This is a genomic window from Sporosarcina sp. FSL K6-3457, assembly GCF_038007285.1.
In the GTDB taxonomy this organism is placed as follows: domain Bacteria; phylum Bacillota; class Bacilli; order Bacillales_A; family Planococcaceae; genus Sporosarcina.
This window is the reverse complement of record NZ_JBBOWX010000001.1, coordinates 2,953,005-2,974,324: the sequence shown is the minus strand read 5'-3', so window position 1 is coordinate 2,974,324 and position 21,320 is coordinate 2,953,005. Positions and strand designations below refer to the sequence as shown.

General features: G+C 43.5%; 23 protein-coding genes. 21 read left to right on the top strand and 2 right to left on the bottom strand.

Annotation, left to right across the window (positions count from 1 at the left end; genetic code table 11):
* Window position 1 precedes the first annotated feature (1 nt).
* The 7 genes from aroB to N1I80_RS14680 are packed head-to-tail and all read left to right on the top strand — an operon-like array spanning window position 2 to window position 6,886.
* Entirely contained in the window at window positions 2-1,108 is a 1,107-nt protein-coding gene (gene aroB / locus N1I80_RS14710) for a 3-dehydroquinate synthase (RefSeq protein ID WP_340738607.1), read from the top strand.
* On the top strand, window positions 1,108-1,470 hold the full coding sequence (gene aroH, locus N1I80_RS14705) for a chorismate mutase (protein WP_340740053.1): 363 nt from the start codon (window positions 1,108-1,110) through the stop codon (window positions 1,468-1,470). The genes aroB and aroH overlap by 1 nt, the downstream gene beginning before the upstream one ends.
* A gap of 37 nt (window positions 1,471-1,507) precedes the next feature.
* Window positions 1,508-2,608: a histidinol-phosphate transaminase gene (hisC, locus tag N1I80_RS14700; protein WP_340738606.1), complete on the top strand. Its 1,101-nt coding sequence runs from the start codon at window positions 1,508-1,510 to the stop codon at window positions 2,606-2,608.
* Window positions 2,605-3,705 carry a prephenate dehydrogenase gene (locus tag N1I80_RS14695; RefSeq protein WP_340738605.1) on the top strand — a complete coding sequence of 367 codons (1,101 nt, stop codon included), beginning with the start codon at window positions 2,605-2,607 and terminating at the stop codon, window positions 3,703-3,705. The genes hisC and N1I80_RS14695 overlap by 4 nt, the downstream gene beginning before the upstream one ends.
* 13 nt (window positions 3,706-3,718) lie before the next feature.
* Window positions 3,719-5,029, top strand: a complete 1,311-nt coding sequence (gene aroA / locus N1I80_RS14690) for a 3-phosphoshikimate 1-carboxyvinyltransferase (RefSeq protein ID WP_340738604.1) — start codon at window positions 3,719-3,721, stop codon at window positions 5,027-5,029.
* A 38-nt stretch (window positions 5,030-5,067) separates the two neighbouring features.
* A complete protein-coding gene (locus N1I80_RS14685) occupies window positions 5,068-6,333 on the top strand; it encodes a tetratricopeptide repeat protein (RefSeq protein ID WP_340738603.1) in 1,266 nt (421 codons plus the stop codon).
* Between the two features lies 1 nt (window position 6,334).
* Window positions 6,335-6,886 carry a ReoY family proteolytic degradation factor gene (locus tag N1I80_RS14680; protein ID WP_340738602.1) on the top strand — a complete coding sequence of 184 codons (552 nt, stop codon included), beginning with the start codon at window positions 6,335-6,337 and terminating at the stop codon, window positions 6,884-6,886.
* A 289-nt stretch (window positions 6,887-7,175) separates the two neighbouring features.
* On the opposite strand, the gene N1I80_RS14675 is transcribed toward N1I80_RS14680, so the two are convergent.
* Window positions 7,176-8,291 (bottom strand): transposase, encoded by a 1,116-nt coding sequence (locus tag N1I80_RS14675; RefSeq protein WP_340738601.1) that lies wholly within the window; start codon window positions 8,289-8,291, stop codon window positions 7,176-7,178.
* Window positions 8,292-8,482: 191 nt separating this feature from the next.
* Between N1I80_RS14675 and N1I80_RS14670 the strand changes: the two genes are divergently transcribed.
* The 6 genes from N1I80_RS14670 (at window position 8,483) to N1I80_RS14645 (ending at window position 12,876) form a co-directional block, all read left to right on the top strand.
* On the top strand, window positions 8,483-8,908 hold the full coding sequence (locus N1I80_RS14670; protein ID WP_340738600.1) for a DUF2487 family protein: 426 nt from the start codon (window positions 8,483-8,485) through the stop codon (window positions 8,906-8,908).
* Window positions 8,909-9,184: 276 nt separating this feature from the next.
* A complete protein-coding gene (locus tag N1I80_RS14665) occupies window positions 9,185-9,691 on the top strand; it encodes a QcrA and Rieske domain-containing protein (RefSeq protein WP_340738599.1) in 507 nt (168 codons plus the stop codon).
* Window positions 9,692-9,714: 23 nt separating this feature from the next.
* Window positions 9,715-10,389, top strand: coding sequence for a menaquinol-cytochrome c reductase cytochrome b subunit (gene qcrB / locus N1I80_RS14660; RefSeq protein WP_340738598.1), 675 nt, complete (start codon window positions 9,715-9,717; stop codon window positions 10,387-10,389).
* Window positions 10,390-10,430: 41 nt separating this feature from the next.
* Window positions 10,431-11,198, top strand: coding sequence for a menaquinol-cytochrome c reductase cytochrome b/c subunit (locus N1I80_RS14655; protein WP_340738597.1), 768 nt, complete (start codon window positions 10,431-10,433; stop codon window positions 11,196-11,198).
* Window positions 11,199-11,345: 147 nt separating this feature from the next.
* The gene (locus N1I80_RS14650; RefSeq protein ID WP_340738596.1) at window positions 11,346-11,951 is read left to right on the top strand and encodes a DUF1405 domain-containing protein; all 606 of its coding nucleotides are present in this window, start codon (window positions 11,346-11,348) and stop codon (window positions 11,949-11,951) included.
* A gap of 256 nt (window positions 11,952-12,207) precedes the next feature.
* Window positions 12,208-12,876 (top strand): zinc metallopeptidase, encoded by a 669-nt coding sequence (locus tag N1I80_RS14645; RefSeq protein WP_340738595.1) that lies wholly within the window; start codon window positions 12,208-12,210, stop codon window positions 12,874-12,876.
* 155 nt (window positions 12,877-13,031) lie between these two features.
* On the opposite strand, the gene N1I80_RS14640 is transcribed toward N1I80_RS14645, so the two are convergent.
* Window positions 13,032-13,904, bottom strand: coding sequence for a YitT family protein (locus tag N1I80_RS14640; RefSeq protein ID WP_340738594.1), 873 nt, complete (start codon window positions 13,902-13,904; stop codon window positions 13,032-13,034).
* A gap of 289 nt (window positions 13,905-14,193) precedes the next feature.
* Here N1I80_RS14640 and N1I80_RS14635 point away from each other — a divergent pair, with 289 nt between their 5' ends.
* The 8 genes from N1I80_RS14635 (at window position 14,194) to panD (ending at window position 21,206) form a co-directional block, all read left to right on the top strand.
* Window positions 14,194-14,532, top strand: coding sequence for a nucleotide pyrophosphohydrolase (locus tag N1I80_RS14635; RefSeq protein WP_340738593.1), 339 nt, complete (start codon window positions 14,194-14,196; stop codon window positions 14,530-14,532).
* The gene (dapB, locus tag N1I80_RS14630) at window positions 14,526-15,326 is read left to right on the top strand and encodes a 4-hydroxy-tetrahydrodipicolinate reductase (protein WP_340740052.1); all 801 of its coding nucleotides are present in this window, start codon (window positions 14,526-14,528) and stop codon (window positions 15,324-15,326) included. The genes N1I80_RS14635 and dapB overlap by 7 nt, the downstream gene beginning before the upstream one ends.
* A 49-nt stretch (window positions 15,327-15,375) precedes the next feature.
* Window positions 15,376-16,509: an N-acetyl-alpha-D-glucosaminyl L-malate synthase BshA gene (bshA, locus tag N1I80_RS14625; RefSeq protein WP_445683657.1), complete on the top strand. Its 1,134-nt coding sequence runs from the start codon at window positions 15,376-15,378 to the stop codon at window positions 16,507-16,509.
* Window positions 16,506-17,696: a CCA tRNA nucleotidyltransferase gene (locus N1I80_RS14620; RefSeq protein WP_340738591.1), complete on the top strand. Its 1,191-nt coding sequence runs from the start codon at window positions 16,506-16,508 to the stop codon at window positions 17,694-17,696. The genes bshA and N1I80_RS14620 overlap by 4 nt, the downstream gene beginning before the upstream one ends.
* A complete protein-coding gene (locus tag N1I80_RS14615) occupies window positions 17,674-18,657 on the top strand; it encodes a biotin--[acetyl-CoA-carboxylase] ligase (protein ID WP_340738590.1) in 984 nt (327 codons plus the stop codon). The genes N1I80_RS14620 and N1I80_RS14615 overlap by 23 nt, the downstream gene beginning before the upstream one ends.
* A gap of 455 nt (window positions 18,658-19,112) precedes the next feature.
* Entirely contained in the window at window positions 19,113-19,958 is an 846-nt protein-coding gene (gene panB, locus N1I80_RS14610) for a 3-methyl-2-oxobutanoate hydroxymethyltransferase (protein ID WP_340738589.1), read from the top strand.
* A 1-nt stretch (window position 19,959) separates the two neighbouring features.
* Window positions 19,960-20,817, top strand: a complete 858-nt coding sequence (gene panC, locus N1I80_RS14605) for a pantoate--beta-alanine ligase (protein ID WP_340738588.1) — start codon at window positions 19,960-19,962, stop codon at window positions 20,815-20,817.
* 5 nt (window positions 20,818-20,822) lie between these two features.
* Window positions 20,823-21,206 (top strand): aspartate 1-decarboxylase, encoded by a 384-nt coding sequence (gene panD, locus N1I80_RS14600; protein ID WP_340738587.1) that lies wholly within the window; start codon window positions 20,823-20,825, stop codon window positions 21,204-21,206.
* The last annotated feature ends 114 nt before the right edge of the window (window positions 21,207-21,320 follow it).

Genomic DNA, 21,320 nt, shown 5'->3' with positions numbered 1-21,320 from the left:
CATGGGGAAACTGACGGTCAATATTAAAAATCATGATTACGATGTTCATATCGGTCAACATACGTATCAGCTGTTTGCCACTGATTATGCAGAACTTTTTGAGCGTACGGATCGAATCGCAATCCTAGCAGATGAACAAGTTGCGGCTATCCATTTACCACTCCTGCAAAAAGCATTAGCATTTACCAATCGTGAAATTGTCGTTAAAACAGTACCAGCAGGGGAAAGTTGTAAAAGCCCGGCTGTCTATGTTGATTGTTTGTCCTTTTTGTTGAATGAAAAGTTTACGCGCGATTCACTAATCATTGCGTTTGGTGGCGGTGCTTGCGGCGATTTAGCTGGATTTGTCGCTGCGACGTTTATGCGGGGTATTCGTTTCCTTCAATGTCCGACAACGATTTTGTCTCATGACAGTGCGGTGGGTGGAAAAACGGCGATTAATATGCCGGAAGGGAAAAATATGGTTGGCTCTTTCCATCAACCGTCAGGCGTTCTCTTTGATACATCTCTTTTCACAACCCTACCGGCGAAAGAAATTCGGTCGGGTATGGCAGAGTTATTGAAGCACGCCTTAATATCGGATGGGGAGTGGGCGGACGAATTACTGTCCAACCCCACTTTCTCGCAACCAGCAATCGATTGGTTATCCTCTGAACTGTTAAAAGGCATTGAGGTAAAGGCAAAAATTGTAGCAGAAGATGAATTTGAACATTCCACAAGGAAATATCTCAATTTTGGTCATACATTTGGTCATGCAGTGGAAGCTGCATGTGGATTTGGTGGCTTGAGTCATGGTGAATCTGTGATGATTGGCATGGCGTACAGCCTTCTTTTGAGTGAGGAACACGGAGCGGTTGATGAACAATTGACAAGCCGATTCATTGCATTTGCTAATAAACATGGCTACACATTCCAACCAATTTATGACCATTCATTTGAAGTATTTATGAACTATATGGAAAAAGATAAAAAGGCTTCTTTTGGACGGTTGAATTTTGTATTGCTGGACACAGTAGGCAATCCATTTGTTAAAGAACTATCAAAAGAGCAGTGCGAGCAAGCCTTTGAGCAATTAAGGCGGCGTGTAGAAGGGAATGGGACGCAATGATGGTTAGAGGATTACGAGGAGCAACAACTGTCGAACTAGACGACGAAAAGACTGTTTTGGCAGCAACGGAAGCACTTGTTGTTGAAATGGCAGAGGCTAACAGAATTTCACCGGATGATATCATTTCCGTTCTTATTTCTACGACGAAGGATGTGACATCTACTTTTCCAGCAAAAGCGGTCCGCACGATTGGAGGCTGGACATATGTACCTGTTATGTGCACACATGAGATGGACGTGCCCGGGGCAATGCCGCTTTGTATTAGAGCGCTTATGCATGTGAATACAGATATTCCGCAGCGACTCATTCAACATATTTATCAAAATGAAGCGGTAAAATTACGACCTGACTTACAAAAATAAAATAGATAAAAATAAATTGTGTACCGGAGGGATTAAGTTGAACTGGAAACCAGCACTTGAAGGGATGACCCCTTATAAACCAGGCAGATCGATTGAAGAGGTGACGCGCCTCTATGGACTGAAAGAAGTTGTTAAGCTTGCGTCAAATGAAAATCCCTATGGCTGCTCGCCATCTGTCAAAGAATTTATCGCGACGGATGCCATTCAGCATGAAATTTATCCGGATGGTTACGCAAGTTTATTGCGCAGCAAGGTTGCGGCTAAGCATGGTGTCAGTGAGGACGCATTGTTATTTGGCAATGGTTCTGATGAAATCATCATGATTATTGCAAGGGCGCTTCTGGGCAAGGGAACGAATACGATTATGGCAACAACAACCTTCCCGCAATATGCGCATAATGCAAAAATCGAAGGTGCTGAGATCAGGCAAGTGCCATTGAAAGACGGGCAGCATGATTTAGAGGGATTTGCCCGTGCTATCGATGACGAAACATCTGTCATTTGGGTATGTAATCCGAATAACCCAACAGGTAACCTGATTCCAAGCAATCAGTTACTGGCATTCCTCGAACAAGTACCTGACCATATTCTTGTTGTACTGGACGAGGCATATTTTGAATATATCACTGCGGATAATCACGTTGACTCGGTTACATGGCTTGAGAAGTTTCCGAATATTATCATTCTCCGGACATTTTCTAAAGCTTATGGACTCGCATCATTTAGGGTTGGCTATGCTATTGGTCAGCCTGAGGTCATCACTAATCTCAATAAAGTGCGAAGCCCGTTCAATAATAACTCGACGGGACTTGCTGTCGCTGAACAAGCATTGGCAGATCAAGCGTTTATCAATCAATGCCGTCAGGTGAATCATGAGCAACGAGAGCGATTTACGCAATATGCTGTAGCTAATAAACTGCATATTTTTGATTCTGAAACGAATTTCGTGCTAATTGAAGTACCGGAAGATGCAGATCAAGCTGCGGAGCAATTATTGAAGCAAGGATTTATCATCAGAAGTGGTAATGCACTAGGAACACCCGGTTATGTCCGTGTGACGATTGGAACAGAACAGCAGAACAGTGATTTCTTCGCTGCATTTGATACGTTGTTAGTCGTGGAAGGTTCAGTGGGATGAAGCTGAATGTTACAATTATTGGGTTAGGCTTAATTGGGGGGTCTCTTGGGCTTGCGCTAAAACGAGACCCTGAATTACAGGTAACAGGCTATGATAGGTCATTTAGTACGTTAGATCAAGCTTTCCGCAGAGGAATTATCGATAAGATTGCTACATCTATTGAAAATGCATGTGAACAGGCTGATGTCATCATTTTTGCCACGCCGGTCAATACGACGGTGATGATGATGCAACAAGCAGTTGGGTGGACAGTAAAAGAGGATGTCATCATGACAGATACGGGGAGTACAAAAGGTCCGATTATGGAAGCCGCGAAAGCGTTGCTTGAACGTGGCATTACGTTCATTGGCGGCCATCCAATGGCGGGGTCCCATAAAAGTGGGGTGACCGCAGCGAAAGGGCATTTGTTTGAAAACGCATATTATGTCCTCACGCCAGATTCACGAACGGACAGCAACAAGGTTGAATGTCTTCGCCAATTGCTTGAGCCGACAAAAGGGAAAGTAGTAGTGTTGGATGCGGAAGAACATGATCGGATGACGGCCATTGTTAGCCATTTTCCACATTTGGTCGCATCTTCCCTTGTTGGAAGGTTATCAGCGCAACAACAGGAGCAGCCATTCGTCAACAAATTGGCGGCAGGTGGATTCCGTGATTTAACGCGTATTGCTTCGGCAGATCCGATTATGTGGCGTGATATTACGACGCAGAATAGAGGGGAATTATTAAAGCAACTGGATGGCTGGCTTGAAGAAATGGGCCATGTTCGGGATATGCTCACATCAAATGATCCAACTGAAATCTATGATTATTTTGCGAAAGCAAAGAAATACAGGGATGATTTGCCGATTACATCGCAAGGCGCGTTTTATACAACGTTCGATTTACATATCGATATTCCTGACCATCCAGGTATTATTTCGGAAATCACAAAGATATTAGCCGATGAACGAATTAGCTTGACGAACATCCGCATTGTTGAAACACGTACGGATGTTTTTGGTATTCTCGTTATTAGCTTCCAAAGTGCAGAGGACCGTGAGCGTGCAAAATCCGCACTTTCGAAAGCAATGGATTACAGCATGCAAATTGTTTAAGGGGGATTTTTTGGTGGAGATAAAAAAAGTAGCGTTTGAAAAACCAGTATTGAATGGTGAAATTACAGTACCCGGTGATAAGTCGATTTCGCATCGTGCTGTTATGCTTGGTTCTATTGCTAAAGGAACAACGTCCATTTCAGGCTTCCTTGATGGTGAGGATTGCCTGCGGACCATTGAGATTTTTAGACAGCTGGGTGTATCCATTGAAAGAAATGGTACAGATGTAACGGTGGACAGCCCTGGGATGGACGGATGGCAGCAACCTGCTGACAATCTGTATGCGGGGAATTCCGGGACGACGGCACGTCTGATACTTGGTATACTAGCAGCTTCGCGAGTGACTTCGGTATTAACGGGGGATGAATACTTATCGAAACGCCCGATGAATAGAGTAGCATTACCATTGAGGTCGATGGGAGCATCAATTGAGGGCGAATCTGATAGCAGTAACCTGTTGCCATTGACAATTAAGGGTGGCGCATTGACTGCCATTGATTACGAAATGCCTATCGCAAGTGCGCAAATAAAATCGTCAATTCTCTTTGCAGGATTAGCGGCTGATGGCGAGACATCTGTTAGTGAGCAAACAGTGTCACGTGATCATACAGAACGGATGCTTGAGCAATTTGGGGTAGCGATTCGTAAGGAAGGTAACAAGGTATCAGTTAAAGGTGGCAGTGTCCTAAGTGGCACGGCTGTCCGCGTGCCAGGTGATATTTCATCTGCGGCGTTTTTCATGACTGCGGCAGCAATGGTCGAAGGTAGTTCTGTGACGTTTAAGGATGTGGGTCTCAATCCAACAAGGACGGGCATACTGGATGTATTAGAGGCGATGGGTGCCAAGATTGATATCCTTGAACAGTCGGATGGACTTGGTGAACCGTATGGTACGGTTACTATTTCGCACAATGGCTTACATGCTACGGAAATTAGCGGTGAGCTTATCCCAAGACTGATTGACGAATTGCCGATCATCGCTTTGTTGGCCACACAAGCCCAAGGTGTGACTGTTATTAGGGATGCGGCCGAATTGCGTGTCAAGGAGACCGACAGAATTACGGCAGTCACAACGGAGCTGAAGAAGTTAGGTGCGCAAATCGAAGAGACGGAAGACGGCATGATTATTCATGGACCGACCGCGCTGTCAGGTGGCGTACTGTCCTCTTATGGTGATCACCGTATCGGCATGATGGCAGGAATTGCGGCACTAGTAGCATCGGGCCCAATTAGTATTGAAGATCCTTCATGCATCAATATTTCCTATCCGACTTTTTTCAATGATCTCGAAAAACTTGCCTTTCCCGTAGATATTCAAGGATAATAGATGAATGTATACATTGTGAAGGAATAGGTGAAAATATGGGACAGTTACAGCAAGTTGAGAGACATATTCAAGAAGGCGATGTGGAGGCACTTGGTCGTCTCATCGATCAGTTAAACGAGTCAACCGATTTCGATATGCTATATGAGGTGGCTGGGTTACTCGCGGAATATGGATTCATGAGCGAAGCCGATCGTATTTATGAAACATTGCTCATTCATTTACCAGACGAAGCGCAGCTTAAAATCGATCGGGCGGGTACGTTGCTTGAACTTGGTGAGGAGGATGAAGCACTTCTCCTTTTGACAGAGATAGGCCCGGATGATGAGGAGTATGTGCAAGCACTCCTCGCATTAGCCGATTATTATCAGATGTCTGGTATGGCAGAAGCAGCCCTTTCCAAGATTAAGGAAGCGCATGCGCTTGTTCCTTATGAGCCGGTTATCCGATTTGCGTATGCAGAGCTGCTTCTCGATTCCGGTAAGTACGGAGAGGCCGTACGTTTATACCTCGATTTGCATGAGGAAACGGACGAAATAGGCGGTATTAGTATTGTGTCTAGGCTCGCTGAAACGTATAGTGCGGGGGCAGCTTATGAGGAAGCGATTCCTTATTATGAAGAGATGCTAGAAGATCATGTCATCCCGGATACACTTTTCGGGACAGCATTTGCTTATTTCCAAATCGGTAATGCGGAAAGAGCTGTGACTCATCTTACTAACTTGATTGACATGGATCCAGATTATTTTTCGGCCTATATGTTAGCAGGACAGTCCCTGTCAGTGATGGGGGATGACCGTAAAGCGTATGACATGTTTAAGAATGGGATTCGGAGAGATGAGTTTGATAAAGAACTGCAGTTAGCAGCAGGGAAATCAGCTTTAAAGTTAGGCTTACCTGAAGAGGCTGAAATGCACTTACACGAAGCGTTAGCCCTCGATCCTGAATACATGGAAGCACTAATCACATTAGCCTCGCTGCATAATGAAAGGGAAGAGGACACTAAATTGTTTGAGCTCCTTTCAGATACGAAAGAAGAGTGGGATGGTATTCCTTTACTGAATGCATTTCTAGCCTATGCCTATGAGCGTGAGGAACAATATGACGATGCATACGTATCCTATGGTAAGGCATATGTTGGAATGAAAGATGATCATGAGTTTTTGGAAAGCTTCGCTAAGTTTCTAGTAGAAGAAGGGAAGCGTGAAGAATCCCTTGTGATTGTGAAGGAATTGGTCAAACTTATTCCTGAAAATGAGTATTGGAGAGCCTATCTGGAAGCACAAAATGACGAGGAGGTGTGACATGACGGCCATGATTCCTGTTGCTGCTAAAAAGGATTTTGTACGATGGTTCTTAAAGCAGTACAAATTGAAGCGCCGTGAATGTGTGTGGATTTTGAATTACCTTCTTAGCCATGAACACCTTCTGCATAACGTCCACTTTACAGATGAAGCACATTATTGTCCTCGGGCGATGGTGATGTCAACAACAGGGTCGGAGAGCATTCCATTCCGTTTTTACAAAGGGAATTTGATGACTGCCGATGCCGAGAAATCTTTTCATGATCTGAGACTGCATCCAGACGATAAGATGTATATCCAACTTAATTTTCCGAACAGCCACGCTTGCCCGCACTATGCAAGTGTCCGTGAAGAGAATCCTTTTCTACCTACGTATTTGCAAGTGAGTGAAAGTGATCGGAAAATTGCGCAGCAATTACTTGAAGAGAGCGTAGCTTCTGCAACCGTGGATGCTTTGATGAAAAGGGTCGATGAAGCTCTAGATGCTAATGATAAGGAAAGATTTTTAGTACTATCGGCCATGTTGAATGACATGAAGGTATCAAAAGATTGACGACTCCTTTTGGAAGGATTAAGTACCATCCTTCCTTAATGGAGTCCTTTACTGATTGGGAGGTATTGTGGTAGTCAACTACCCCCACTTAGCTAAACCTAACGGTTCTTAACGCTTGAAGTGGGGGCTTGTGCAGGCCAATGTAAGCCCCAACATCAACCCTCGTTGATGTTGTCTACACTTATTCCTCTCCGGTAGTGCGAACGTACTTAGTACTCCTACCTTAACTTGAGGGAATATCCGAATCTTACAATTCGCAGGACGGTTGACTTCGCCCTTACCACAACAGTCATGCTGATGTAGTACCGACACTGATCGTTTCAATACCTTTTCGGTGTAGGTTCATGGCGCCAATACGATCATCATTTGATGTGTAATGGCAGTTTTTGCAACAGAAGGTGTGTATTTTCTTGTTTCGATTATCTTTCTCCCGATGCCCGCATTTAGGGCATGTCTGAGAGGTGTATTTTGGGTCTACGACAATTACTCGTTGTCCGTTTAGCTGGGCTTTGTATTCTAACATCTGACGGAACTGAAAGAACGCCCACGAAACTTGCACATATCTATTCTTAATTCGCACTTTTTCAGTGGCATTGCGCACACCTGTTAGGTCTTCGAGAATGAAGCAAGTCCCTTTTGGGTAGCGTTCAACGAGTGCCTTTGTCACCTGATGATTTACATCAGTCACATAACGGTTTTCTCTTGAACCTGTTGATTTAATACTCGCGCGTGCTGAAGATGTTTGTTTTTGTTGCAGTTGTTTACGCAATGCTTTATATTGCACTCGTTTATGTTTAACTTCCTTGCCACTAAAGAAAGTCGTTTTACCGTGACTGTCATAAGTAGTTGCTAAGAAGTTAATGCCGAGGTCAACGCCAACAATATGGTTAATGTCCGCTAAATTCAATTCAGCGTAATCCTTTGTCATCGGAATATGCAGGAACCACTTGTTAAATTTATGCACGAGCTTAGCTGTGCCGAATTTCCAAGTACCATCGAAGTATCGTTTCATAGCTTTCTTTTCAAACTTGAGCTTTAATCTTCCGTCTACTGTATTGACAGAGAAAAGATTCTCATTAAGAGAGTAATCACGATTCCACACAAGGTCATACTCGGGCAGTTTGAAATTCACTTGAGCCCAATCATGTCCATTTGATTTTGCCGATTTATATCGTGCAATTACGGTTTTCATCGTTGATTGTGCCATTTGGCTTTTGAGTCCGAATAATTGACGAATCTCCTTATAGTAAAGAGTGTTCAGTTTTACCTGATTAAGTTCTTTCGTCCGAAAGACTTTCTCGCTTAACCAGTTACACGCTCTACAATAAGCTTTCATGGTAAGTTCAAGGCTTCCTGTGTTTGATTTTGGAACATAGATTTGGATTTTCGCAGTGATAGTTGACATTTAGTTTCACCCCCTTTTCATTGGAATAAGTATACAATCCTTTTAGTGGAAAGGCTATAATTAATCATATACGAGAAGGGAGCTAGGCAAGGGGAGACTGTTTTCGTTCCAAGAGCGAACGGCAATTCCTCCCCCACTTATAGAAGTGGGAGTATCCTTGCCGAAAATAGATGAACTGGACCGCAAAAGATATGGATACATATTTGCAACAAAAAGAGTATATTGACACGCTCATCGTTCCACTACTCAAAGTAGACACAGAGCTTGGGGCTATGAAAAATAGTACGTCATCTTCAGAGTTTCTCATGCATCTTACAACGTTTATTGAAACACAGTTTAAGGGCCGTATGATGTTGATGCCGCCATTCGCATACACACAGTCGATGGACTTGCAAGTGATGGCGGAACTGCTGTCACAGGACATTTCAACAGCATCTTTTAAACATGTATTTTTCTTGACAACAGATGCTGCATGGACAAGCATTAAAATCGGGGGCGAAGTAATCTGGTTACCATCGATACCGCTTGAAAGCATGGACCCACAGCTAAGGCAAACAATCATTGAAGATCAGCTTCGTCAGGTGTTGCCAAGATTCATGGAAAAGTGGTCCCAATAATCAATTATGCCTCGGCGTAATTGTGTCCGGATTTTTATCGAGCTCGGGGCCAACAGGATATAGGTCATGCAATGGGGAAGGATTGAACTGTATTCCTCCTTATTCAACAGGTTTTTTGCTGAATGAAGATAAAATTCGATATTTGTTCACAATCTTACATCTGTAGAGAAAGCATGATTGAATTTCCTTTAGTATTGATATATCATAGATATGTCCTAGTATTACAATTAGCAAAAATATGTCCGTTGGACTGACCTTTAAGTAAGAGGAGGGAAATTGATGAGCAACAAAGTGTCACGACGCCAATTCATGAGTTATACACTTATGGGGACTGGTGGATTTATGGCATCTGCAATGCTAATGCCGATGATTCGTTTTGCGATTGACCCTGTCTTGCAGGAGTCTAGTGGAGGAGATTTCATACCAACTTCGCAAAAGGTGGCCGACCTTACGGATATGCCAGTTCGTGTCGACTTCACAATTAAGGATCGAAAAGATGGCTGGTATAAATCCGACGTGTCAAACACGGCTTGGGTTTATAAAGAAGGCGACAAAGTTGTTGCACTTTCACCTGTTTGTAAGCATCTTGGCTGTACGGTGAACTGGGCTGGTGACGAGAAGCACCCTGATTTGTTCTTCTGTCCATGTCACGCCGGACGCTATACGAAAGATGGTAAAAACGTGCCAGGAACACCGCCAACAGGACCTCTTGACGAGTATGAAGTTAATGTCGTAGACGGATTCGTGTATCTCGGAGTAACAAAACCGAACACATTAGTTTAAAATTGTAAGGGGGTACGACCGAAGTGCTAAATAAAATTTATGATTGGGTTGACGAACGGTTGGATATCACCCCGATATGGCGGGATATCGCTGACCACGAAGTACCTGAGCACGTAAACCCTGCACATCACTTTTCTGCATTCATCTATTGTTTCGGAGGACTGACGTTTTTCGTCACGGTTATCCAGATTCTTTCCGGTATGTTCCTTACAATGTATTACACACCGGACATTGAAAATGCATGGAAATCCGTTTATTACCTTCAAAATGAAGTAGCATTCGGTGAGATTGTGCGTGGGATGCACCATTGGGGAGCATCACTTGTAATCGTTATGATGTTCCTACATACGTTACGTGTCTTCTTCACAGGTTCTTATAAGAAACCACGTGAACTGAACTGGGTTGTCGGAGTATTGATCTTTATGGTTATGCTTGGACTTGGTTTCACTGGTTATCTATTGCCATGGGATATGAAAGCAGTATTCGCTACGAAAGTAGGAATCGAAATTGCAGCTTCTGTTCCATTCATTGGAGAATCGATTAAAATCCTGCTTGCAGGGGATTCAACGATTCTAGGTGCACAAACATTGACGCGTTTCTTCGCGATTCATGTATTCTTCCTACCAGCTGCTTTGCTTGGGTTGCTTGCAGCACACTTTATCATGATCAGAAGACAAGGTATTTCTGGACCTCTATAAGAGGGAACGAATTTTAAAGAGATAGTAAAGGAGGGGACACCATGCAACGCGGAAAAGGGATGAAATTTGTCGGAGATTCGCGCATTAAGGCTACCAACAAAATGCCGAACGTCCCGAAAGATTACTCGGAATATCCGGGGAAAACAGAAGCTTTTTGGCCAAACTTCCTTTTGAAGGAATGGATGATTGGTGCCGTTTTCTTGATCGGATATTTAATATTAACAGTTGCCCATCCGTCTCCGCTAGAACGTCAAGCGGACCCAACGGATACAATGTATATGCCTGTTCCGGACTGGTACTTCCTTTCCATGTATCAGTTACTGAAGTATGAATTTGCTTCTGGACCTTATAATATTATTGGTGCACTTGTTATGCCAGGACTAGCATTTGGCGCATTGATGCTTGTACCATTTATGGATACGTCGAAAGAACGTCGTCCATTCAAACGTCCACTTCCAACAGCATTTATGCTACTTTCATTTGCTGCTATGTTCTATTTGACATGGGAATCTGTTGTGAACCATGACTGGGAACAACAAAAAATTCAAGGTGCAATTCGTGAAGAAGTTGTATTTGATACGGAGTCTGAAGGTTATCAAATCTATGCAGGTGCTTCATGTGTGAGTTGTCATGGTAATTCGTTCGAAGGTGGTCTCGGTAAGCCATTAGTAAATACTGGTTTGACTGCTGACCAAATCGTGACGATTGTTCATGATGGTCAAGGAGATATGGCTCCGGGCTTATTTGATGGGACAGATGAAGAGCTCCAAGTTCTTGCTGAGTTCATCGAGGGTCTGAAAAGCGAGTAAGTAATATAACGTAAAAGAGTCAGGAAACTGACTCTTTTTTGTATACATATTAAGATTACATCTTTATTCAGAGGGTATTCAAAATACTTGCTAAATAAAGGTGAAAGCCTCCGGCGGATGTCACGGATTTTTAAAGGGAGAGGTGCTATGAGTTTATTGCAGAGGGTTTGGCTCATACTTTCACATAAGTCGTTTCTTTGGATTTTATTATTTATCAATTTATTGGGTACGGTGTATGGTTATGATTGGTATATGTGGCAGTTGGAAATAACTGAGCCGAAGTTTTGGATTTTTGTTCCGGATAGTCCGACAGCGAGTTTGTTTTTTACGCTGGCGATTATCGGCTGGCTGATTGGACGGAATTTCAAGCTGATGGAGGCACTGGCGCTTATTACGCTCGTTAAGTATGGTCTTTGGGCGGTGGTTATGAATATTTTGACGCTTATCGAGACAGGTGAACTTAGCCCAGTTGGTTGGATGCTTGTTGGGTCTCATTTTGCGATGGCTGTACAAGCTGTGCTATATAGTTCTCTGTATCGGTTCGGCTTCGTCCATATTGCGATAGCAGCTGTCTGGACGCTTCACAATGATGTCATCGACTATGTTTTTGGGCAAATGCCTATCTATGGAGATTTGATGAAATACATGAACCAAATCGGTTATTTTACGTTCTGGTTGTCAATTGCTTGTATCTTGCTTGCTTGTTGGGTGTGGAGGAGAAGAGTGGCAACAACTACTATATTACCAAAGTAAAAAGTTGCAGTAGCTGCGCTCCCGTTATAGAATAGATTTATCTGAATTCAGCAGCAGCCTAAAATCCTGCTAAATTCAGATAAACGGAAGGCAACCTAAGTACGCCACGTCCTGTGGCAACGGCTGCATGACCGACATCCTGTCGGGGCCCGCGGATGTCACGGATTTTCAGGTGAGTTTTTCGGGCTTGCTCGAAAAAAATCCAGAGGCAATCACGCTGGGGCATGATTGATAGAGAAAAGGGAGGAAATCGTTTATGTTTTGGATTTACTTGGCGGCAATTATTATTCTGCCACTTTACGCCCAGTTTAAAGTAAAAAGCACGTATAAAAAGTATTCTAAACTTCGTTCGACATCGGGTATGACGGGAGCTGAAGTAGCTCGTCGCATTTTAGATCATAATGGTTTACAAAATGTACAAGTCGTGGAGAGTCAAGGTTTTTTGAGTGATCATTACAACCCGGTAACAAAAATTGTTGCATTGTCACCACATAACTACCATGAAGCATCTGTTGCGGGAACAGCTGTTGCGGCGCACGAGGTTGGGCATGCTATTCAGGATAAGGAAGCTTATTCATATCTTCGTTTCCGTCATCGTTTAGCACCTGTTGCGAGCATTACGTCTAATGCGTCTTGGGTGTTCATTATGATTGGGATTATCTTCTCAAGTATGAACTCACTACTCGGAATTGGTATTGCATTGCTAGCTGTAGGAGTTGTTTTCCAACTGGTTACATTACCGGTAGAATTCAATGCATCTACTCGTGCGATGAATCAGATCATCGAGTTGAATATTATTCGTAATGAAGAAGAACCGCATGCGAAGAAAGTACTTAATGCAGCGGCAATGACATATGTTGCAGCAGCTGCCGTAGCTGTAATGGAACTAGTTCGCCTATTGTTGATATTTACAAATAGAGACTAAGTTGAAAAAATCCGTCCTCATATGTTGAGAGACGGATTTTTTTCATTGTTTAGGGAGCTATAAAAACTCGCATTGTGGATAAGTTACGCTATAGAGATTTCACGTCTAGTCTCCTGTCATACCTGAGCAGACGCCCTTCGTTTTTGTTCTTTTAGTTATCGCTCTAACGGTCGTTTCTGTTCGTCTAACGTAAAGCCCTCTCCCATGACATCGTGTGCATCGATGAGTGACACGAATGCATGTGGATCGATGGAAGTAATGATATTTTTCAAGCGCATGATTTCATTTCTCCCGACGACGCAGTAAAGGATTTCCCGATCAGCCTTCGTATAATGACCGTAGCCTCTAAAAACGGTAACCCCACGTTCCATTTCAGCAGCAATTTTTGCCGCAATTTCGTCTTGCGAATCGGAAATGATAAATGCACCCCTTGCTGCATAAGCACCTTCTTGGACAAAGTCGATGACACGAGCACCCACAAATAGGGCCACAAGCGTATACATCATGGAACGATGATCCAAATAGACCGCCCAGGAAACGAGAATAACAACTGCATCGAACATAAACATAGTTTTTCCCATGCTCCAGCCTATGTATTTATGGGCAAGACGTGCGATAATGTCAACACCACCTGTTGTGCCCCCATACCTGAAAATGATGCCGAGCCCAATCCCGATGAAAACTCCGGCAAACAAAGCAACGAGGAACAAATCATCTTTTAGGTGGATATCAATCTGATAGACCATGAAAATTTTAATAAAGACAGACACTGCGACGGTTCCGATAACCGTGTAAATGAAAACCCGTTTTCCAAGCAACTTCCAGCCGATGATGAACATGGGAATATTTAGCACCAGGTTCATAATAGCTGGGTCCCAATTGAATGCAAATAACAAAATAAGTGTAATTCCTGTAAAACCGCCTTCGGCTAGTTCGTTTTGAATATTAAAATGGACGAGTCCAAAACTGAAGACGGCAGCACCGATAATGATGAAAATAATATTTTTAATTCGAATTCCGTCAAGCATGTACTGCACACCTTTCATAATTTAAATACGCCTTGGCGTATTTGCGTCTAGATTTTGAATTGTGCTTGCACAATTGATTCCTTACAAAATCTATGACATCCGCCGGAGGCCTAACTTAATTCAGATTTAGCCACAATAAATTATCTGCACACCTTGCATATATCTTATTATTTTTTGAGAGATAATAAACTCATCTGAATTAAGTTAGAGCTATGATTATTATCAGCCATATTTTATATTTTGACAATAGTGGCGTTAATTTATACGATAGGATGGGGAGTTGATAGAAATGGAGTCATCAAAGTCGTTGGAAGGTCTACAACAAGAAGTCGATTTGTACATAAATCGTTTTAAAGAAGGCTATTTTCCACCAATGGAGTTGCTAGCTCGAATGACTGAAGAGCTCGGTGAATTGTCGAGGGAAGTACAACATGTCTATGGCATGAAAAAGAAAAAGTCAAGTGAGGCAGTCCGTTCGCTTGAGGAAGAGACGGGGGATTTATTTTTTGTACTTGTCTGTTTCGCTAATTCGCAAGGAATTAGCTTAGAAAAGGCATTGACGACTGTGGTTGATAAATTCAAAGAACGTGATGCTGATCGCTGGACCAAAAAGGAGGAGCTATTATGATAAAAGTTGCAATAGCAGGAGTACGAGGAAGAATGGGAAGCGCCGCGCTTCAAGCCATTACAGCAGCACCTGATATGGAAGTTGTGGCAGCACTTGATTATAAATATGAAGGTTTGTATTTACATAATTCGATAATTACTGAAGAGCCTGAGGGAGTCCGGTTTTACACATCACTTGCCGATTTGGCGGCTGACACACAGCCAGATGTCCTTCTTGATGTGACGGATCCAGATGCTGTATTTAACAACGTTAAAGAAGCAATAGCTTTAGGAATCCATCCTGTCGTGGGAACATCAGGTCTTTCAAAGGAGCAAATTTCGATTTTAACTGAACTGTCGGCTTCAGCACAAGTCGGTGGAATCATCGCACCGAATTTTTCAATAGGTGCTGTACTGATGATGAAATTCTCTGTTATGGCAGCACGCTACCTCGGTGATGTTGAAATACTTGAAATGCACCATGATCGGAAACTTGACGCACCATCAGGAACAGCTGTGAAAACGGCTGAAATGATAACAGCTGTTAGGGAACCGCATATACAAGGGCATCCAGAGGAGCAAGAGCATCAAGCGGGTGCGCGTGGTGCTGATGTGGAAGGTATGAAAATTCATAGTATCCGATTACCAGGGCTGCTTGCACATCAGCAAGTGCTTCTTGGTGGCGAAGGTGAACTGCTGACTATTAGACATGACTCATTTGATCGTAATAGCTTTATGCCAGGAATACTAATGGCCGCACGTGATGTCATGGTAAGAAAAGATCTGATCTATGGACTCGAAAATATTATTGATTAAACAGTAATCGAAATAAGTAAGGATGCTAGAGCGAAAGGAAATGTTGAAATTGGGAAAATTGAAAGTAGGTGTAATCTGCTACCCTTCACTCGGTGGGTCTGGGGTTGTGGCAACCGAACTCGGAAAAATGATGGCGGATAGAGGCCATGAAATGCATTATATTACGTCGGGTAAACCTTTTCGTTTTCTTGACGTACATCCCAACATCCAATTTCATGAAGTGAAAATAGACGGCTATGCAGTTTTTAAATATCCACCCTATGATATCGCGCTTGCGAATCGTATTGCACAAGTGATTGAAACGGAAAAGTTAGATTTGCTACATGTACATTATGCTGTACCACATGCTGTATCAGCTGCACTCGGCAAAGATATGGCTAATTCAACGATTGGTGTCATTACAACGTTACATGGTACGGATGTGACGATCCTTGGACATGATCCTGGACTGCGTAATACGGTCCGCTATGGCATTCATAAATCAACAATTACAACGACTGTTTCTGAATCACTGAGACAAGATACACTTGAATTGATTGAACCAGAAAAAGACTTATTGACGATTTACAATTTTATCGATGAAGACAAATATCATCCAGTCGAGCCTGGAGCGTTGAAAAGTGAGCTTGGCATTGGACAGAATGAAAAAGTTATTATCCATATATCTAATTTCAGGGCTGTGAAGCGTATTCCCGATATTATTGAAAGTTTTCGGCTTGTGGCAAAAGAGTTAGATGCCAAATTGCTGCTTGTCGGCGAAGGACCGGAGAAGACGGCTATGGAAGAGCTTGTGCGTGAATTAGGCCTCCAAGATGCTGTCATTTTTACGGGCAAGCGGGATGATTTGCCGGAGCTTCTGGCAATTAGTGATGTCATGTTTTTATTGTCTGAAAAAGAGGCGTTTGGTCTGGTATTACTGGAAGCATTTGCTTGCGGTGTGCCATCTGTTGCGACCGCTATTGGGGGAATTCCAGAGGTTGTTGAGGATGGTGTCAATGGTTTTCTCGTTGAGCTTGGAGATGTGGCAATGGCTGCTGACAAAGCACTACAATTGCTGACAGATGACCAATTACATGCCACTTTTCAGCAAAATGGGCTAGCGACAGTGGCCAATAAATTTCATTCCTCAACTATCGTGACGCAATACGAAAAACTTTATTATGAAGTGGCGGGAAATCAATGACAACCCTTTTTGCAACAAAATCGAGTCGTGAAGTCATTCGTTTGCTTGAACAGGCAGGCTATGAAGCTGTATTTGTTGGAGGTGCAGTCCGAGATTTTGTCTTGGGAAAGCCGGCAACGGATATCGATATTGCCACTTCGGCAAAGCCTGAGGAAGTCAAGGCCTTATTTCCGATGACTGTGGACGTTGGCACAGCGCATGGTACGGTTCTTGTGTTGATGGACGGGGAACCGATTGAAGTAACGACTTATCGAACAGAAGGGACGTATAGCGATCATCGTCGTCCGGATGAAGTGGAGTTTGTGACATCCTTACGAGAGGATTTACTGCGTAGAGATTTCACAATGAATGCACTTGCCATGACAAAAGATGGTGAACTGATTGACTTGTTTGGTGGGCAGCGGGATATGGCGCATCAACTGATTCGGGCTGTCGGTTATGCCGCGGATCGCTTTAACGAAGATGCTCTTCGGATGTTCCGTGCGGTGCGCTTTACATCTGTTCTCGATTTTACAATTGAAGAGGACACGTTTGAAGCGATTCGTAGCCATGCACCACAGATTCAGCATATTTCGGTGGAACGATTAAAAGCGGAGATGGACAAGCTGTTGAAAGGTGTTAATCCTATGAAAGCCTTTCAGGTTATCCAACAGACAGCATTGGCTAGTCATTTGCCTTTATTTCCGGAAAACATCGACAAGCTTAACCAAATGGTGCCTTTTGAAACGGCTATTGAAGGATGGGCTTGCTTGATGCTTGCGGGTGATTTTTCATATTTGGAAGTCGCGAATGCGTACAAGCTATCGAATGTTGAGAAATCATTTTTAGCGGCTGTGCAGCAAGCGTCTATGAGAAGGTCTAGCGGTCTGTTTACGGTAGATGATTATTATAGGTTTGATCTAGAGGTACTTTTATTGGTGGAAAAATGGGTTGTGATACTAGTGAATGCGACTCAAACTGTTTCTAAGGATGAAATCACTGCCGCGAAACAGGCACTACCTATTCAATCCGTTGCAGATATAGCGATAACGGGTAAAGATTTGATGGCGTGGACGGGGTTACGTGGCGGCAAATGGACGGGCGAATGGATGGAAAAAATCACGTGGCTCGTTCTTCATGGACACTGTGAAAATAATCCAAACAATATAAAGGAATGGTTTGTCGATGAATTCAAGCGTGAAGAATGAATTACTGAAAAGATTGTTTGAAGCAAACGGTGGACCGGTATCAGGACAGGAAATCGCTGATGAGTACGGCCTATCTAGAACGGCGATTTGGAAATATGTCAAGGAGCTTGAAAAAGAAGGCTATGAGATTGGGACCATCCGCAAAAAAGGCTATACACTTATTGCCTCACCTGATCGAGTGAATGTTGCCAATGTCGAACAGCATTTAACGACAAAAAGTTATGGACGGCACATTCGGTATTTTGAAACTTGTGAGTCAACCCAGATTATTGCACATGAAGAGGCGCAAAATGATGCACCAAATGGGACAGTCATTATTTCGGAAGAACAAACAGCGGGAAGAGGGCGTATGGCGCGCCCGTGGAGTTCCAAATCAGGCAAAGGGATTTGGATGAGTGTGATTTCACGTCCGTCGTTAACGCCACAGCAGGCTCCACAGATGACCCTAGTTGCGGCAGTTGCCGTCACACGTGCGATTGAGGAGCTAACGGGCATTGAACCAACGATTAAATGGCCGAATGATATTTTAGTCGATGGTAAAAAAGTGACAGGTATTTTGACAGAACTGCAGGCAGATCCTGACCAAGTAAAAGCGATTATTTTGGGGATTGGTATGAATGTTAACCAAGAACTAGCTGACTTCCCGGACGAACTGCAGGCTATTGCCACTTCGCTGCAAATCCTAATAGGCAAGCCCGTGGACCGTGCACAATCAATTGCAAAAATTCTTGGATTTCTTGAACTCTACACGGATATGTATGAAAAGCATGGTTTTGGGCCCATTAAACTGTTGTGGGAAGGGTATTCCGATACAACAGGCAAACGGATTCGTGCTGTGATGTTGAATGAAACATTGGTAGGCACAGCACTTGGTATTTCCGATGAAGGTGTATTGGAACTACGATTGGATGATGGCACGATACGTGGTATCTATTCTGCGGATATAGAGGTGTCGAGTTAATTTGACAGGAGAATGTGACAAAATGTTGACCATAATTTGTATACATCTATCTGCCAATTTGTTATAGTAGTGTCGAAGGGCGGTATCATTTCGTGAACTGCACCTGTTAAGATATGTAGCAAACATAAAATTCAATAGGATCTGCCTTGATCTTGACAAAGACAGGGACGGAGGAAACCATTACGTGATGATACAATCCTTCTGTCCAAAAATGGATAGAAGGATTTTTTAACTTTATTCAGCAAAAGACTCCTACTTCTATCGGTGTTGGGTTTTTGCGAAATATATACGTAATTCAATGGCTATTCAGATACCTGCTGAAAGTTAAAGCCTCCGGCGGATGCCACGGATTTTGAAAGGAGTCAATTGAGCAAGCTCAATTCAAAATCCGGGCACAAATACGCCAAGGCGTATTTGATTAATCGGTTTTCTCCCAAGAAGGGAGCAAAAATAATATGAAAAGCACACTGGATTTTATCAACATGAAAAAAGAGGGCGAAAAGATTGTCATGCTCACGGCTTATGATTATCCATCAGCTAAGCTTGCGGAAGAGGCGGGGGTCGATGTTTTACTCGTTGGCGATTCGCTCGGCATGGTCGTTCTTGGTTATGATTCAACGGTTTCTGTGACAGTGGATGATATGATCCATCACGGAAAAGCAGTAAAAAGAGGGGCAACAGATACGTTTATTGTTGTGGATATGCCATTTGGCTCTTATCATGGCTCGGATGACAGTACGCTTGCAGCGGCAGTTCGTATGTTCCAACAGACGGGTGCGCATGCGTTGAAGGTTGAAGGTGCTGGCAAGGTCATCGAGACGATTCGTCTGCTGACGGGTGTAGGCATCCCAGTTGTTGGACACCTCGGCTTACTTCCTCAATCAGCCGCAGTTGTAGGTGGCTATAAAGTGCAAGGTAAGACAGCTGCGGCTGCACAGCAACTGATAGATGATGCACGTGCAAGCGAAGCGGCGGGGGCTTGTATGATTGTCTTGGAATGTATTCCGTACCAGTTGGCAGATGAAGTTTCTGCTGCAGTGTCTATCCCGGTTATCGGTATTGGGGCAGGTGCTGGAACAGATGGACAAGTACTTGTGTTCCACGATACAGTCACATATGGCAGTCACCGTGTGCCAAAATTCGTCAAGGCATTTGCGGACGTTGGTACAGTTATTGGTGAAGGAATTACCAAGTATGTAGCCGAGGTAAAAGAGCAGTCCTTCCCGGCGGAGCATCATCGTTTTACGATGAAGGAAGAAGAACTGGAAGCCTTATATGGCGGTGAAAAAGGTGGCAAGTAACGTGGCAGAACTAACAATTATTCATACGATTCAAGAGCTACAGACGTTGCTTGGTCGTAATCAGCGACAAGGGAAGACGGTTGGTTTTGTTCCAACAATGGGTTTTTTACATGAAGGACATTTATCGCTTGTGGAACAAGCGCGACAACAGAATGATATTGTTGTCATGAGTATTTTTGTCAATCCTGCCCAGTTCGGTCCGGGAGAAGATTTTGAGGCATATCCTCGCGACGCGCAGCGTGACGCGGGGCTTGCCCATGATGCTGGTGTTGACATTCTCTTCATGCCGACACCGGAGGAAATGTATCCGCAAGAAGGCGGCATTCGTATTTTACCAGGTTCTCAAGCAACTGAGCTTTGCGGGGCGTCTAGACCAGGTCATTTCGATGGTGTACTGAAAGTCGTGTTGAAGCTGTTTAACATTGTTGACCCAGATCGTTCGTATTTTGGATTGAAGGATGCGCAACAGCTAGCGATTATTGAGACGTTTGTGCGTGATTTTAATCTTAGAACGAAGATTGTCCGTGTGCCAACAGTTCGAGAGCAGGACGGCTTGGCGAAAAGCTCTCGCAATGTTCATTTGACAGAGGCGGAGCGTCAGGAAGCTCCTGCTATTCAACGTGCCCTTCAAAAAGGTGCGTTATTAGTTGCTGAAGGGTTGTCTGCTGGGGAGATTGAGCAACAAGTGGCAGAGGCGATTGTCACAAATAGTACGGGCAGCATTGACTATGTGTCGCTACTCGCTTATCCGGCATTGACTAAGGAGATAGACCAAACAAATGAAGTTATCGTTGCTTGTGCAGTGAAGTTTAGCAAAACAAGATTGATTGATAATATAATTATTCCACTAAAAGGATGAGTGTTATGTTCAGAATGATGATGAATAGTAAGTTGCATCGCGCGACTGTCACAGAAGCAGATTTAAGTTATGTCGGAAGCATTACCATTGACAGTGATTTGTTGGACGCCGCGGGAATGTTGCCGAACGAGAAAGTCCATGTTGTCAACAACAATAACGGCTCACGTTTTGAAACGTATATTATTGCAGGAGAGCGCGGAAGTGGTGTTATATGTGTCAATGGGGCAGCGGCACGACTTGTCCAGCGTGGCGATATCGTCATTATCCTATCCTATGTCTATATGACAAACGAAGAGGCGCTGACACATGAACCAACCGTTCTCATTATGGATGAAAAAAATGGCGTGAAAGAAGTCATCAAAGAGAAACAAGGGATGACAAGCTATTAACGCCTTAGCTAAAGAACTCCTATGGAATCGGAACACGATGATTTCATAGGGGCTTTTTTGTTTTCATCTACCGGAATGTGATACAATTTACGATAGCATGTTAACGTCATTAAC